The following is a 15312-nucleotide window of genomic DNA, read 5'->3' as shown; positions in this document are numbered from 1 at the left end:
AGGGTTACAAATTTCGATGGGATCGGCATATCGACCTTGGGTTCCAAGGGCAAGGGCAATGAACAAGATAGACAGTAATACTGTCGCATTGAAGCGTAAAATATTGCGCCACATACGGACGAATCTACGCAAAATTGGAGAAGAGTCCGGAACTTCCGCGGTCGAGTTCGCCCTGCTTTCCCCAATCTTTATCCTTCTTTTGCTCGGAATGGTTGCATATGGTATCTATTTTGGTGCAAGCAACTCCTTGCAGCAAATCGCCGCCGATGCCGCCCGCACCGCAATTGCCGGATTGAATCAAACCGAGCGCCAGGCGCTGGTGGCGAGTTTCGTCAAAAACAATGCCAGTGGATACCCGTTCGTCGATTCCGGCAAGCTGACCTATCAGGCGACGGACAGCACGGCCGACGGAAATCAGTTCGTCGTGTCGATCCAGTACGATGCCAGCAACCTGCCGATCTGGAACCTGTTGCCCAGCCTTGCGATGCCGCAAACCACGATGTCGCGCAGATCTACCATCAGGATTGGAGGCATTTGAAATGTCGCAGTTCTTGCTGAGGGGCATCGGGCGGATCGCTCGCTCGATGGTTGGCGACGAGAAGGCGAACTTTGCCGTCATGACGGCGCTGATAGCACCGTTCGCGCTGGGGCTGGCGGCCTTCGCTGTCGACGAAGGTTCGATCTACACGGAGCGCAGGGAAGCCCAGGCGATGACCGATCTGGCGGCGATCACCGCGGCGTCGAACATCAACAATATGGAAGCCGCGGCGGTAACCACGCTCAGTGACAACCGAATGCCCGGCATCATTGTTCAAAAGGCAGGTCAGACAATCGTTCCCACGGTTGGCAAAACCGTCGTGTCGGTCACCGGCGGCCGATACTCAGCGGCGTCCTCCGTTGGTGTCGACAAGCGCTTCGAAGCCGGCAAAACGCCTTACAACGCCGTTCGCGTCACTCTGCAAAAAATCCCCGCCCGGTATTTCGCCAGTTCGCTCATCCCTACTCCGGTTGTCGGCACCGAAGCCATTGCCAGCGTGACCCCGCAAGCGATGTTCTCGGTCGGGTCCAGGCTCCTCAGCGTCAATGGCGGCATCCTCAACGCGCTTCTCAGCAAGTTGCTGGGCGCCAACATTTCGCTCAGCGTCATGGACTACAACGCGCTGATCTCGGCCGATGTAAACGTGCTTTCGTTCGTCGATTCCCTTGCCGTACAGTTGCAACTGACAGGTGTCAGCTATTCCGACGTGCTGGCGTCAAAAGCGACGGTAGGCCAGATCGCGACCGCCATGGCCAATGCGTCCGGGTCGGGCAGCGCCAGCAAACTTGTGCTGCAGACGATCGCCTCGAGGGCCACCAACACGGTCAAGATACCCCTCAGTCATCTTATCGATCTTGGCTCGATCGGTAAGCTCGGCCTCGGACAAAAGTCTCCCGGCTTTTCCGTCGACGCAAGCGCGATGGGCATGCTGGGTGCCGCCGCCTCGCTGGCCAATGGCTCAAACCAGGTCCAGGTCGATCTCGGCGCCACTATTCCGGGACTTACCTCCACCACGCTCGCCATCGCCATCGGTGAACCGATGCAATATTCACCCTGGCTGGCCGTCGGGGAAAAAGGCACCGTGGTGCGCACCGCGCAGACGCGCATCAAGCTGGTCACCACAGTGGGCATCGGCAATTCCAATCTCGGCGGCGGCATCAGCCTGCTGTCCGTCAACCTGCCTCTGCATGTCGAAGTCGCCTATGCGGAAGCCAAGCTAACCGACATCAGCTGCCCGACGGGCCGGCCGGATAGCATCAAGGTCTCGATCGCCGCGCAGCCTGGCGTGGCCTCGCTGCACCTTGCCACCAGCGACGCCGACAACAACCCATCGGCCTTCGCCGATTTCAGCAATCCGCAATCGTTCTCCGATGCCACGATTGCACAGGTAAGCGTAAAGCTTCTGCTGCTCACCCTCAATCTGCTCGATGTGAAGGGTTCGTCATCACTTGCCATCACCAACAACGATGCGACCGCATTGACGTTCGACAGCACCGATATCGCCAACAAGACGATAAAAACTGTCGCCACAAAAAACCTGACGCAATCACTCACGACATCGCTGGTCAGCGGCCTCTCGCTCTCGGTCAATGCACTGGGCCTCGGGCTGGACGTGACGGCCCTGCTCGGAACGGTTAAGCCGGCGGTGGTAACGGTTCTGAACGGCGTGACGGCGCCGGTCGACGAACTGGTCTATAACGTGCTTGCAGCTGTCGGCGTGCATGTCGGCGAGGCCGATGTGCGGGTTGTCGGCGCGACTTGCGGGCGCTCCGTGCTCGTTCAATGAGATAATGAAATAGAGCTCAGCCGATCCGGCCGAGGAAGCAGCCCAGCGGCGGCAGCGACAGAGTTCTTTCCTGCAAGACGCCGGCAGCACCGCCAAGGTCTATCGGCTCTATCGCTTCCAGATCCGGTGGCAATTGCCAGCCGGCCGGCTCGTCGGCGAAATTGAAGACACAGAGCAGCTTTTCGTCACCGCCTTCGCGAATGAAAGCAAGGACGTCGCCTTCGGCATCGAGGAACCGGATCGAGCCTCGAACCAGCGCCGGATGCTGCTTGCGCAAGGCCAGCATCGCCCGGTAGCTCGCCAGGACGGAGGTTTGCTCGCCGTCCTGGACGTCGACCGCCCGGGCGCGATGGCTTGCCGGGACCGGAAGCCACGGCTTGCCCGTCGAAAAGCCGGCATTGTCGGCGCCAGCCTCCCAGACCATCGGCGTTCGGCACCCATCCCGGCCCTTGATTGCCGGCCAGAAGCGGATGCCGAAAGGATCGCGCAAATCCTCGAATGCCAGTTCGGCCTCCTCCAACCCGAGTTCTTCGCCCTGGTAGAGGCAGATCGATCCGCGCAGGCAGGAAAGCAGCACGATCGAGAACTTCGCCACCCTGTCCGGATCGCCGCCCGGCCTTGTCCATCGACTGACATGGCGCACGACATCGTGGTTGGAGAACGCCCAGCAAACCCAGCCGTCGAACACCGTACTCTCGAAGGCCTCGACACAGCCACGCACATGCCACGCCGAGAATTGCGGGCCGAGCAGGTCGAACGTGTAGGACATTTGGAGCTTGTCGCCACCGCCGGTATAGGCGGCGAGTGTCTGCAAGGAACGAGTTTCGTCGCCAATCTCGCCGACAGCGACGCGGCCTTCATATTCGTCAAGCAAGGCCCGGAAGCGCCTGAGGAAAGCAAGGTTTTCCGGCTGGCTCTTGTCGAACAGATGCTCCTGATAGAGATAGGGGCTGGTTGCCGTATTGGTGCCGGCGACGCTTTCCGCCAAAGGCGGGTTGCTGCGCAGCCAGCGGTCGTGGACGTAATAGTTGACCGTATCCAGCCGGAAACCGTCGACGCCGCGCTCGAGCCAGAACCGCACCGTTTCCAGCAAGGCGTCCTGCACCTGCGGGTTGTGGAAATTCAGGTCCGGCTGCGAGCCGAGGAAATTGTGCAGGTAATATTGCCTGCGCGTTGCGTCCCATTCCCAGGCCGGGCCGCCGAAAAGCGACAGCCAGTTGTTGGGGGCGGTGCCGTCGGGATTCGCATCGGCCCAGACGTACCAGTCGGCCTTGGGGTTGTCGCGGCTCGTGCGGCTTTCGACGAACCATTCGTGCCGATCCGACGAATGCGACAAGACCTGATCGATGATCACCTTCAGGCCGAGCCGGTGTGCCTCGGCAACCAGCGCGTCGAAATCCTCTGATGTGCCGAACATCGGATCGACGGCGCAGTAATCCGAAACGTCGTAGCCCATATCGGCCATTGGCGACTTGAAGAAAGGCGACAGCCAAACCGCGTCGACACCGAGCGATGCGACATGGGCCAGCCTCGAGGTGATGCCGCTGAGATCGCCGCTGCCGTCGCCTGTCGTATCCTGGAAGGAGCGCGGGTAGATCTGATAGATGACGCAGCCGCGCCACCATTCGGCATTGTCAGCCATCATGGCTCTCCCCTGCGCCCGCCCGCGCTGTCCTGCTTTCGATCATGAACAGGACCGTTCGCCCAGGCACCGGCCGCGAGATATCGCTACTATCCGGTTCGATAGCTGGGCGCCAAAGAAAACCCGTCCGTTCCGGCAGCGTGAACATGCAGGCCCGGCGGTCGCCGTTGATGATCACCGCAAGGCGACTGTTCTCACCGCTCCCGAGAACCATGACCAGCCGGTGCCGCCTGGCATCGTGCCAGGCGGCCTCGTCGAGCGGCATGCCGGTTTCCGTCAGCCAGGCTACGTCTGGGATTTCCGAGCCCGCAGGCGGTTCTCCGGTCAGGAATGTTGTGTCCAAAAGCGCCGGCACGGCACGACGCATCTTGGCGAGCAGAACCGTGTACAGCTCCAGCGCCCGGTCGCGCCCGGCCCAGTCGAGCCAGGTGATGTCATTGTCCTGCGCGTAGGCGTTGTTGTTGCCGCGCTGCGTGCGGCCGAACTCGTCGCCGGCCGTCAGCATGATCGTGCCGCGCGAGGCAAAGAGCGTCGCCAGCAGCGCGCACTGGTCATCGAAACGGGCCGTAACGATTGACTGGTCGCCGGTCTCGCCCTCGAGGCCATTGTTCCAGGACAGGTTGTCGTCGTGACCATCGCGGTTCTGTTCGCCATTGGCCTCATTGTGCTTGTGCTCATAGGCAACGATATCAGCCAGCGTCATGCCGTCATGCGCGGCGATGAAGTTGATGCTGCGGCTCGTTGTCTGGCCTGGTTTGGCAAAGACATCGGACGAACCAGCAAGCCGCGTCGCCAAGGCACCGATAATGCCGCCCTCGCCGCGCCAGAAACGGCGGATATCGTCACGGCATTTGTCGTTCCATTCGAGGAAGGGCGGCGGAAAATTGCCGAGCTGATAGCCATCCGGTCCGATATCCCAAGGCTCGGCGATCAGCACCCGGTCGCCAAGAACAGGATCTTTGCGAATGGCGTTCAGCAGCGGCGCATCGGCGTCGAAAACGCCGTCGACGCGGCCGAGGATCGGCGCCAGGTCGAAGCGGAATCCGTCGACACCGGCGCGCTGGACAAAGTGGCGAAGCGTGTCGAGGACCATTTCCCGGACGACCGGATGATCGCACGCAACCGTATTGCCGGTTCCGGTGTCATTGACCAGAGCGCCGTCCGGCTCGTGCCGGTAATAGGCGCGGCTGTCGAGGCCGCGCAGCGACAATGTCGGGCCGAGCCGGTCGCTTTCGCCGGTGTGGTTGAACACAAGGTCGAGAATGGTGCCGATGCCGGCCTCGCGCAGCGCGGCGACCGTTCCGCGCAACTCGGCCAGACCGCCGGGCGCCAGTCGCGGATCGAGCGCCATGAAGGTCACGGGATTATAACCCCAGGCGTTGCGCAGACCGAGCGGCGGTAAATGCCGTTCGTCGATCGATGCAGTCACCGGCATCAACTCAATGGCTGCCACGCCGAGTTTTTGCAGATGCTCGACAACGAGGGGGTGAGCGAGCGCTCCAATGGTGCCGCGTTGCTTCTCGGGAATGTCCTTATGCAGCTTTGTGAACGCGCGTACCGGCACTTCGTAGATGAGGCCGCCGGACCGAAACAGAGGCGGCAAGGCAGGCAAGGGTTCCGGCAAGGCGCCGGCGATGGCTTTCGGCATCAGCGGCGCCGTGTCGGCCCCCTCGCCCCGGCGCGCGGCTAGCCGGCCGTCATAGGCATAGGGCCTGTCGATCTCGACGGCATAGGGATCGGCCAGCAGCTTGTCGGGATCGAACCAGAAACCGTGTTCCGGCGCGTAGTCGCCATCGGCACGGAACCCGTATCGGGTGCCGGCGGCGAGACCGGCAACAAAAAGTGCGTGGACGCCCTCGCCTTCCGACTGGAGTTCCAGCCGGTCGATTTCGCGGTTGCCGTGTTCGTCGAAAATCGAAACCCAGATGCGCCGAGCCAACGAGGACCATGCGGCGAAGCGGATGCCGCCCTCCCCGGCAAGCCCGCCAAATCGCGGACGATAGCCGGCGGATAGTCCCGACGACATCAGGTGATGACGCTCGGTTTGGCGCGGCCGGTATGGCTGCGAATCCCGGCAATGTCGTCGGCCGCCACGATCAGATCGGCAAGCGCCTCCTGGGTGTCGAGATCGTGGCGGTTCTTGTCCGGCTCGTAGCGCTCGACATAAAGCCGCAGCGTCGCGCCCGAGGTGCCGGTGCCGGACAGGCGGAAGACGACGCGTGAGCCGCCTTCGAACAACACCCTGATGCCCTGGTTCTTGCTGACCGAGCCGTCGACCGGATCGTGATAGGCGAAATCATCGGCGCTGGCGATCGTCATGCCGCGCACGCTGGTGCCAAGCAGCGAGCCGAGCTTGGCGCGCAGCTCGTCGACAAGCGCGTTGGCACGATCGATCTCGACCTCCTCGTAGTCGTGGCGCGAATAGTAGTTACGGCCATAGGCCGCCCAATGTTCGGTGACGATCTGCTTGGCGCTTTCACCACGCGCGGCAAGGATGTTGAGCCACAAAAGCACGGCCCACAGCCCGTCCTTTTCGCGGACATGGTTGGAGCCGGTTCCAGCGCTCTCCTCGCCGCAGATTGTCGCAATGCCGGCGTCGAGCAGGTTGCCGAAGAACTTCCAGCCGGTCGGCGTTTCATAGATGCCGATGCCGAGCTTTTCGGCGACCCGGTCGGCAGCACCGCTGGTCGGCATCGAGCGGGCGATGCCTTTCAGCCCGGCCTTGTAGCCCGGCGCCAGATGGGCGTTGGCGGCGAGCATGGCCACCGAATCCGACGGGGTGATGAAAATGCCCTTGCCGATGATCAGGTTGCGGTCGCCGTCGCCATCCGAGGCGGCGCCAAAGTCTGGCGCATCCGGCCCCATCATCTCGTCGTAAAGGTGTTTTGCATGCACCAGATTGGGATCGGGATGATGGCCGCCGAAATCCGGCAGCGGAATGAAATTGCGGGCGGTGCCGTTGGGCGCGCCGAGCCGGTTTTCGAGGATCTCCTTGGCGTAGGGGCCGGTCACCGCATGCATGGCGTCGAAGCGCATGCGGAAGCCCGACCTGAACAGCGCCCGCAATGCGTCGAAATCGAACAGGCTTTCCATCAGTTCGGCATAGTCGGCGACAGGATCGATGATTTCGACGGTCATGTCCCCCGTCTTGACCGTGCCGATCGTGTCGATGTCGACCTGCCCGATATCGGCGATCTTGAAGCTTAAAATCGCCTTGGTTTTTTCGAAGATCGCGTCGGTCAGCTTTTCCGGCGCCGGGCCGCCATTGCCGGCATTGTATTTGATGCCGAAATCCTCATGCGGGCCACCCGGATTGTGGCTGGCCGACAGGATGATGCCGCCAAAGGTCTTGTATTTGCGGATGACATGCGAAGCGGCCGGCGTCGACAAGATGCCGCCCTGCCCGACCATCACCTTGCCGAAGCCGTTTGCCGCGGCCATGGCGATGGCCTTCTGGATGACCTCGCGGTTATAGAAGCGGCCGTCGCCACCGATCACCAGGGTTTTGCCCTCGAACCCGTCCAGCGCATCGAAGATCGACTGGATGAAGTTCTCGGCATAGTGCTCCTGCTGGAACACCGGGACTTTCTTGCGTAGCCCGGAGGTGCCGGGCTTCTGGTCGGGATAGGGTTTGGTGGCGACGGTGCGGATCATCAGTCAGGCAGCCCTTTTCGAAAGCAGCAAGCGATAGTGTTGGACATATTTTTCGGCGCTTTTGTCCCACGAAACGTCGGCCTTCATGCCTTGCCGCTGCATCGACGTCCACACTGCGGGATTGGCATGCGCCTCGACAAGGCGGCGGACGGCGTGCAGCAAGGCGCCGGCATTGGCGGGCGCAAACTGGAAACCGGTCGCAACGCCGGCAGAGATGGCGGCTTCGTTGGCATCGATGATCGTGTCGGCAAGGCCCCCGGTACGGGCGACCACCGGCACGCAGCCATAGCGCAGGCCGTAAAGCTGTGTCAGCCCGCAAGGTTCGAAGCGCGATGGGATAATGATTGCGTCGCAGCCGCCCTGCATGGTGTGGGAGAGTCCCTCGTCATAGCCGACGACGACGCCGATGCGGCCGCGATGGCGGGCTGCGGCGGCAAGCAACGCGCCTTCCAGCCCAGCGTCGCCAGACCCAAGGATTGCCAGCCGTGCACCTGCCGCGACGATGCCGTCGACGGCCGCAGCCAGCATGTCCATGCCCTTTTGCCAGGTCAGCCGGCTGACGACGCAGACGATCGGGCTGTCATCGCGATCGAGGCTGAAACGGTCCTCGACCGCGGCCTTGTTGGGCATTCGCGCCTTGAGCGTCTTTGCGGTGTAGTTGGAGGCTAGATGCTTGTCGGTTTCCGGGTTCCATATCTCGGTATCGATGCCGTTGACGATGCCATGGAGATCGACGGAGCGCATGTTGATCAGGCCGTCGAGGCCCATGCCGAATTCGGGCAAGCGGATTTCCTGGGCATAGGTCGGGCTGACCGTGGTGATCGCCCAGGCGGCCTGCAGACCGGCCTTGAGGAAGCCGACGCCGCCATAATATTCGACGCCGTCGAGCGCCATCGCTGCCGCCGGCAGGCCAAGCTCGCCAAAAATGCCGGCGCCGAACTGACCCTGGAAGGCGAGGTTGTGGACGGTGATCATCGACGGCGTGCCGACCGCCTTGCCGTAGCGCATGTAGGCAAGCGTCATTGCCGACTGCCAGTCATGGGCATGGACGATATCGGGCAGGTAGCCCGAGATCGCACCGCCGGCAATATCACCGCCTACCTGGCTCAAGGCCGCGAACCGGCGCCAATTGTCCGGCCAGTCGGCGCCAGTCGCGTTGCCGTATGGGCCGCCGGGACGGTCGAAAAGATGCGGCGCGTCAAGCACGAACAGGTCGAGCCCGGCGATCTGGACGGCATGCACCGAGGCCTTGCCGCCCTGCAGCAATGGATATTGCTGAACCGGCTTCTTTTTCCTGAAGGCGCCCATCACCTGAGGATAGCCGGGGACGAGCGTGCGCATGGTGACGCCCTTGCCGGCCAATGCCACGGGCAAGGCGCCGGTCACGTCGGCGAGCCCGCCCGTCTTGACCAGCGGAAAGATCTCGGGCGCCACCGACAGAACCTGCATGCACTACGATCCCAGCCTGTTGATCATGTCCTGCGTCACCAGGCAGATGCCTTTTTCCGAAACGCGGAAACGCTTGGCGTCGAGGACAGGATCCTCGCCGACCACCAGCCCCTCCGGGATCCTGACGCCGTGATCGATGACCACGCGCTTCAGCCTGGCGTTGCGGCCGACATGGACGTCCGGCAGCATGACGACCTCCTCCAGGGTCGAATAGGAATTGATGCGCGCGCCGGTGAAGATCAGGCTTCGCTTCAGCGAAGCGCCCGAAACGATGCAATCGCCCGACACGAGAGACGACACGGCCGACCCGCGGCGGCCATCCTCGTCATGCACGAACTTTGCCGGCGGCTTCAACTCGGCATAAGTCCAGATCGGCCAGTCGCGGTCGTAAAGGTCGAGTTCCGGCGTGATGTCGGTCAGGTCGATATTGGCCTCCCAATAGGCGTCGACCGTGCCGACGTCGCGCCAATAGGCCTCGTTCTCGGCGGTCGAGCGCACGCAGGATTTGGCGAAGCGATGGGCGATCGCCTTTCCGTGCTCGACGATGTAGGGGATGATGTCCTTGCCGAAGTCGCGGCTCGAGCCGGGCTCTGCCGCATCGCGACGCAATTGCTCCATCAGGAACTTGGTCTTGAACACATAGATGCCCATCGAGGCCAGCGCAAAATCCGGCTTGTCGGGAATGCCTGGCGGATCGGCGGGCTTTTCGATGAAGGAGATAATGGTGTCCTTGGGATCGACATGCATGACGCCGAAGCCGGTGGCTTCCATGCGCGGCACTTCGAGGCAGCCGACGGTGACATCGGCGCCGGCCTCGACATGCTGGCGCAGCATCATTTCGTAGTCCATCTTGTAGATGTGGTCGCCGGCCAGGATGACCATGTATTCCGGCCCGTAGGCCTCGATGATGTCGATGTTCTGGTACACGGCGTCGGCGGTGCCCTCATACCATTGCGTTTCCGACACACGCTGGCTGGCCGGCAGAATGTCGAAACTCTCGTTGCGCTCGGGCCGTAGGAAGTTCCAGCCGCGCTGCAGATGGCGGATCAGCGAATGCGCCTTGTACTGGGTGGCGACGCCGAGGCGGCGGATACCGGAATTGAGCGCATTGGAGAGCGCGAAATCGATGATGCGGGTCTTGCCGCCGAAATAGACCGCCGGTTTGGCGCGGCGGTCGGTCAGTTCCTTGAGCCGGCTGCCACGGCCGCCGGCCAGCACATAAGCCATGGCGTCGCGTGCCAGCGGCTGTGTTCGTTTTGTTTCAGCCATTCCTATCCTCCCAGGTTAGATGCTCCAGACATAGCTCAGTCCGGGACGAATTCGAGCATGATCGTCGACAGCGGCGGCAAAAGCATCGTCGCCGAAATGCCTCCTCCTTCCGCCCGAGCCTCGACGACGCCGCTATTGCCCTTGCCGGAACCGCCATAATCCGTGGCATCGGTGTTGATGATCTCGCGCCATTTTCCGGCGTGCGGCAACGGCACGCGGTAATTGTCGCGCGGCACCGGCGTGAAGTTGGAAATGACGGCGACCGGGTTGCCGCCCGGCGCGCTGCGCAGCCAAGCAAATACTGAGTTCGCGCTGTCATCGACGATCAGCCAGGAAAAGCCCTCCGGCTCGCAGTCGCGGGCATGCAGCGCGGGGCGCGAGCGGTAGAGATAGTTGAGATCGCGCACCGTCTGCCAGACGCCGCGGTGGAGCCGGAAATCGAGCAGGTTCCAGTCGAGCGCGCGCCCCTCGCTCCACTCGCGGCGCTGTGCGAACTCCTGGCCCATGAACAACAGCTTCTTGCCGGGATAACCCCACATGAACGCGTAATAGGCGCGCAGCGTCGCGAATTTCTGCCAGTCGTCGCCGGCCATCTTGTTGAGCAGCGTGCCCTTGCCGTGCACCACTTCGTCATGGGACAGCGGCAGCACGAAATTCTCGCTGAAGGCGTAGACCAGACCGAAGGTGATGTCGTTGTGGTGATGCTTGCGGAAGATCGGCTCCTTGGAGAAATACTCCAAAGTGTCATGCATGAAGCCCATGTTCCATTTAAAACCGAAGCCCAGTCCGCCTTCATGCACCGGCTGCGAGACTTTCGGCCACGAGGTCGATTCCTCGGCGATGGTCATCACACCTGGATGATGGCCGTAGACCTCCTTGTTCATACGCTGCAGGAAGCTGACCGCTTCGAGGTTCTCCCGCCCGCCCTTCTCGTTGGGAATCCATTCACCGGCCTTGCGCGAATAATCGAGATAAAGCATCGAGGCGACCGCATCGACGCGCAGTCCGTCGACGTGATATTTCTCGGCCCAGAACAGCGCATTGTTGACCAGGAACGAAATCACTTCGCGGCGCCCAAAATTATAGATCGCGGTGTTCCAGTCGGGATGGAAGCCCTTGCGCGGATCGGCATGTTCGTAGAGCGCGGTACCGTCGAACTTTGCCAGACCGTGTTCGTCAACCGGGAAATGCGCCGGCACCCAGTCGAGGATGACGCCGATGCCTGCACGGTGGGCGCCGTCGACGAAGCGGGCAAAACCGTCCGGATCGCCAAAGCGGGCAGTCGGCGCATAAAGACCCGTCGTCTGGTAGCCCCAGGACGGGTCATAAGGGTGTTCGGAGATCGGCATGAATTCGATGTGGGTAAAACCGGTCTCGACCACGTAAGGGATCAGCCTGTCGGCGAGCTCATCCCACGACAGGAAGCTGCCGTCGTCGTGAAGCCGCCACGACCCGGCATGGACCTCGTAGATCGATACGGCTTCGCGCCTGTGGTCGGCATTGCGCCAGTAGTTCCGGTGCGCCTCGTCACCCCATTCATGCGCCGGCGGCAGTGCCGTCACCGAGGCGGTGGCCGGGCGCAGTTCGGACTTGAAGGCGAACGGATCGGCTTTGAGCGGCAATCTCACGCCATCCGGCCCGATGATTTCATACTTATATGGGCGGCCAGCGCCGATGTCGGGAATGAACAGCTCCCAGATGCCGGTGTCGCGGCGGACGCGCATGCTATGCCTGCGGCCGTCCCACTCGTTGAAGTCGCCGACCACCGAGACGCGCCTTGCATTGGGCGCCCACACCGCAAAATGCACACCCGATGCACCTTCATGGTCGATGAGATGGGCGCCGAGCTTGTCGAACAGCCTGAGATGCGACCCTTCGGCGATGTAATAATCGTCCATCGGGCCGAGCACGGGACCGAAGGAATATGGATCGGTCAGCCACCAGTCACCGCCGGAATTCCTGGCGTGATAGCGCAGCGGCTGGCGTTTGCGCAGCGACAGTTTGCCTTCGAAGAAACCGCGGTCGTCGCGTCTCGACAGCTCGCCGGCCTTCTTGCCGGTCAGCGTATAGGCGGTGACGAACTCGGCATGAGGGACGAAGCAGCGGGCGACAAAGCCCTTTCCCGCCTCATGCACGCCAAGCACGGCAAACGGATCGCCGTGCGTGCCGGCGACAATCGCCGCGACATCGCCGGCTGGCGCCAGTCCGTCCGGCCCGCTTGTCGCAACGGTCGCGCGCGGCTTGCTCATCAGGCAGTGACCCTCCCCGGGCACCAAGTGTATGTTTCTAGTGGAGTTTTGAATTCGACATTCGCATGCCGCCTTACCCTCCAAGGGATGCGAGGGTCAAATCCACTCCACTAGGACCACATTGTTCGTGGCCACATGCAATCATATCAGGCGGGCACGTGCCATATGTCTTTCGCATATTGGCGGATCGTTCGATCGGACGAGAACCAGCCGACGCGCGCGACATTGCGGATGGCTCTGGCGTACCAGTCCGGGCTGTTGCGCCAGACGGCATCGACGTCGCGCTGGGTGGCGGCGTAGGCATCGAAATCCGCGGCGACCATGAACCAGTCGCTCTGGTAAAGACCGTTGATCAGGTCGCGATAACGGTCCGGATCGTCAGGTGAAAAGACTCCGGATGAAACCGCGGCCAGCGCCTGCGCCAATTCAGGCGATCCCTCGATCACAGCGCGCGGATCGTAACCATTGTTGCGTCGCTCGGCGACCTCATCGGTGGTCAGGCCGAAGATGAAGATATTGTCGTCGCCCACGCATTCCTTGATCTCGACATTGGCGCCGTCGAGCGTGCCGATGGTCAGCGCGCCGTTCAGCGCGAACTTCATGTTGCCGGTGCCGGACGCTTCCATGCCGGCGGTCGATATCTGCTCCGAAAGATCGGCGGCCGGCATCATGATCTCGGCCAGGCTGACATTGTAGTTCGGCACGAATACCACTTTCAGCAAGCCGCGCACCGCCGGGTCGCGGTTGATGACCCGGGCGACGTCATTGGCAAGTTTGATGATCAGCTTGGCGTTGTGATAGCTGGGCGCCGCCTTGCCGCCGAAGAATTTGACGCGAGGCATCCAGTCGCGCTCCGGATGCGAGCGGATCTGGTCGTAAAGCGCGACCGCTTCGAGAATGTTCAAGAGCTGGCGCTTGTATTCGTGGATGCGCTTGACCTGGATGTCGAACAGCGCCGATGGGTCGACCTTGATGCCGAGCCGGTCGGCAACGAGCTTGGCAAGCCTCGTCTTGTTCGCCCGTTTGACGGCGGCGAACTTGTCGCGGAAGGCTGCGTCCTCAGCGAAAGGATCAAGCCGCTTTATCTCGTCGATGTCGTCGAGGAAGCCGTCGCCAATCGCCTCTCGGGTGAGTGCAGTGAGGCCGGGATTGCACTGTATCAGCCAGCGCCGCGGTGTGATCCCGTTGGTCTTGTTGTTGATGCGATCCGGGTAGAGCCTGTGGAGGTCGGCAAACACCGTCTCCTTCATCAATTCCGTATGCAGTGCCGACACGCCGTTGATCGAGTGCGAGCCGACAAAGGCCAGATTGCCCATACGCACGCGGCGATCGCCATTTTCCTGGATCAGCGAGATGCGGCTGATCTGCTCGTCCGAGAACTGGTCGGAGGCGCGCGCCTCGAGCAGCACCTCGGCGTTGATGGCGTAGACGATCTGCATGTGGCGCGGCAACAGCCGCTCGAACAGCGGCACGGGCCAGCTTTCCAGCGCTTCGGGAAGCAGCGTGTGGTTGGTGTAGCCGAAGGTGCGCTTGGTGATGCTCCAGGCCTGGTCGAAATCCATGCCGTGGACATCCATCAACAGGCGCATCAGCTCGGCTACGGCGATCGCCGGATGGGTGTCGTTGAGATGGATCGCCGCCTTGTCGGGCAGCGATTGCAGGTCGCCATACTGGCTGAGATGACGCTGGACGATGTCCTGCAGCGAGGCGGTGGAGAAGAAATACTCCTGCCTGAGCCGCAACTCCTGGCCCGCCTTGTGGGAATCGGCCGGGTAAAGGACGCGCGACAACGCATCGGCCTTGTTGCTTTCGGCGAGCGCGCCGATGTGATCGCCGGCGTTGAACTTGTCGAGCAGGATCGGGTCGACCGGCATGCCGGACCACAGACGCAGCGTGTTGACGCGGTTGGCCCGCCAGCCGACAACCGGCGTATCATAGGCGACTGCCAGAACATGTTCGGTCGGCTTCCAGACGTGGCGCTCGAGCCGGCCGTCCTTCGACGTGACCGATTCTACCGAGCCGCCGAAGCCGACCTCGAAGGAGCGTTCGCGGCGCTCGAACTCCCAGGGATTGCCGTGATCGAGCCATGTCTCGGGCAGCTCCACCTGCCAGCCGTCATGGATCTCCTGCCGAAACATGCCGTTGGCGTAGCGGATGCCGTAGCCATGCGCAGGGATATTGACGGTCGCCATGCTTTCCATGAAGCAGGCGGCGAGCCGGCCAAGACCGCCATTGCCAAGGGCAGCGTCCGGTTCGAGCGCAGCAATGATGTCGAGGTCGACGCCAAGCGACGACAGCGCCTCGCGCATATTGTCCATCAGGCCGAGATTGGAGAAGGCATCGCGCATCAGGCGGCCGATGAGGAATTCCAGTGACAGGTAGTAGACGCGCTTTTCCTGCTGGGCGTAGGCCTCTTGGGTCGCCTGCATCCAGTGATCGACTATGCGGTCGCGTACAACCTTGATCGAGGCGGTGAGCCAATCGTACTGGGTTGCAACGTTGGTGCCCTTGCCGACCCTGTATTTGAGGGCTTGCAAGACTTCCTCGGCGAGCGTCTTGGGATCCGGGTTTTTGAGCGTGGGCAGAGGAGCTTCGGTTGTCATCGCGCGCGTCATGCTGCCTCTCGTGACGTTGCCAGGATCATGCGGCTTTCACCATCTCTGCCAATGCTAGTGCATCCCACCGGATGTTCAATCGATTCGGGTGATCGCAAGCCGGGTTGCCC

Annotated in this window: 9 protein-coding genes; 2 read left to right on the top strand and 7 right to left on the bottom strand. The window is 62.1% G+C overall.

Annotated elements, in window-relative coordinates; translation table 11 throughout:
- Positions 1 to 58: 58 nt before the first annotated feature.
- Both X773_RS66540 and X773_RS66535 read left to right on the top strand, forming a co-directional pair.
- Positions 59 to 538 carry a TadE/TadG family type IV pilus assembly protein gene (locus tag X773_RS66540; RefSeq protein ID WP_084641571.1) on the top strand — a complete coding sequence of 160 codons (480 nt, stop codon included), beginning with the start codon at positions 59 to 61 and terminating at the stop codon, positions 536 to 538.
- A 1-nt stretch (position 539) separates the two neighbouring features.
- A complete protein-coding gene (locus tag X773_RS66535; protein ID WP_023679311.1) occupies positions 540 to 2324 on the top strand; it encodes a pilus assembly protein TadG-related protein in 1785 nt (594 codons plus the stop codon).
- A gap of 16 nt (positions 2325 to 2340) precedes the next feature.
- On the opposite strand, the gene X773_RS66530 is transcribed toward X773_RS66535, so the two are convergent.
- From X773_RS66530 to X773_RS66500, 7 genes are all read right to left on the bottom strand, one after another.
- A complete protein-coding gene (locus tag X773_RS66530) occupies positions 2341 to 3969 on the bottom strand; it encodes an alpha-glucosidase family protein (protein WP_023679310.1) in 1629 nt (542 codons plus the stop codon).
- Positions 3959 to 5992 carry a glycogen debranching protein GlgX gene (glgX, locus tag X773_RS66525; RefSeq protein WP_023679309.1) on the bottom strand — a complete coding sequence of 678 codons (2034 nt, stop codon included), beginning with the start codon at positions 5990 to 5992 and terminating at the stop codon, positions 3959 to 3961. Before glgX ends, X773_RS66530 begins: the two co-directional genes overlap by 11 nt.
- On the bottom strand, positions 5992 to 7620 hold the full coding sequence (locus X773_RS66520; protein ID WP_023679308.1) for an alpha-D-glucose phosphate-specific phosphoglucomutase: 1629 nt from the start codon (positions 7618 to 7620) through the stop codon (positions 5992 to 5994). The genes glgX and X773_RS66520 overlap by 1 nt, the downstream gene beginning before the upstream one ends.
- A 3-nt stretch (positions 7621 to 7623) precedes the next feature.
- Positions 7624 to 9069 (bottom strand): glycogen synthase GlgA, encoded by a 1446-nt coding sequence (gene glgA, locus X773_RS66515; protein ID WP_023679307.1) that lies wholly within the window; start codon positions 9067 to 9069, stop codon positions 7624 to 7626.
- 3 nt (positions 9070 to 9072) lie between these two features.
- Positions 9073 to 10338, bottom strand: coding sequence for a glucose-1-phosphate adenylyltransferase (gene glgC, locus X773_RS66510; RefSeq protein WP_023679306.1), 1266 nt, complete (start codon positions 10336 to 10338; stop codon positions 9073 to 9075).
- Positions 10339 to 10373: 35 nt separating this feature from the next.
- Positions 10374 to 12587 carry a 1,4-alpha-glucan branching protein GlgB gene (gene glgB, locus X773_RS66505; protein WP_023679305.1) on the bottom strand — a complete coding sequence of 738 codons (2214 nt, stop codon included), beginning with the start codon at positions 12585 to 12587 and terminating at the stop codon, positions 10374 to 10376.
- Between the two features lie 146 nt (positions 12588 to 12733).
- Positions 12734 to 15202 (bottom strand): glycogen/starch/alpha-glucan phosphorylase, encoded by a 2469-nt coding sequence (locus X773_RS66500; RefSeq protein WP_023679304.1) that lies wholly within the window; start codon positions 15200 to 15202, stop codon positions 12734 to 12736.
- Between the last annotated feature and the right edge of the window lie 110 nt (positions 15203 to 15312).

Origin of the sequence: Mesorhizobium sp. LSJC280B00, assembly GCF_000502835.1 — a bacterium.
In the GTDB taxonomy this organism is placed as follows: Bacteria; Pseudomonadota; Alphaproteobacteria; order Rhizobiales; family Rhizobiaceae; genus Mesorhizobium.
The sequence above is the reverse complement of the archived record's forward strand: the minus strand, read 5'-3'. Positions and strand labels throughout refer to the sequence as shown.

Excerpts from the sequence above, each read along its gene's own strand:
- X773_RS66520 (WP_023679308.1), bottom strand. The coding sequence starts at position 7,620 with ATGATCCGCACCGTCGCCACCAAACCCTATCCCGACCAGAAGCCCGGC.
- glgA (WP_023679307.1), bottom strand. The coding sequence starts at position 9,069 with ATGCAGGTTCTGTCGGTGGCGCCCGAGATCTTTCCGCTGGTCAAGACG.
- X773_RS66500 (WP_023679304.1), bottom strand. The coding sequence starts at position 15,202 with ATGACGCGCGCGATGACAACCGAAGCTCCTCTGCCCACGCTCAAAAAC.
- glgC (WP_023679306.1), bottom strand. The coding sequence starts at position 10,338 with ATGGCTGAAACAAAACGAACACAGCCGCTGGCACGCGACGCCATGGCT.
- X773_RS66540 (WP_084641571.1), top strand. The coding sequence starts at position 59 with ATGAACAAGATAGACAGTAATACTGTCGCATTGAAGCGTAAAATATTG.
- glgX (WP_023679309.1), bottom strand. The coding sequence starts at position 5,992 with ATGTCGTCGGGACTATCCGCCGGCTATCGTCCGCGATTTGGCGGGCTT.
- X773_RS66535 (WP_023679311.1), top strand. The coding sequence starts at position 540 with ATGTCGCAGTTCTTGCTGAGGGGCATCGGGCGGATCGCTCGCTCGATG.
- glgB (WP_023679305.1), bottom strand. The coding sequence starts at position 12,587 with ATGAGCAAGCCGCGCGCGACCGTTGCGACAAGCGGGCCGGACGGACTG.
- X773_RS66530 (WP_023679310.1), bottom strand. The coding sequence starts at position 3,969 with ATGATGGCTGACAATGCCGAATGGTGGCGCGGCTGCGTCATCTATCAG.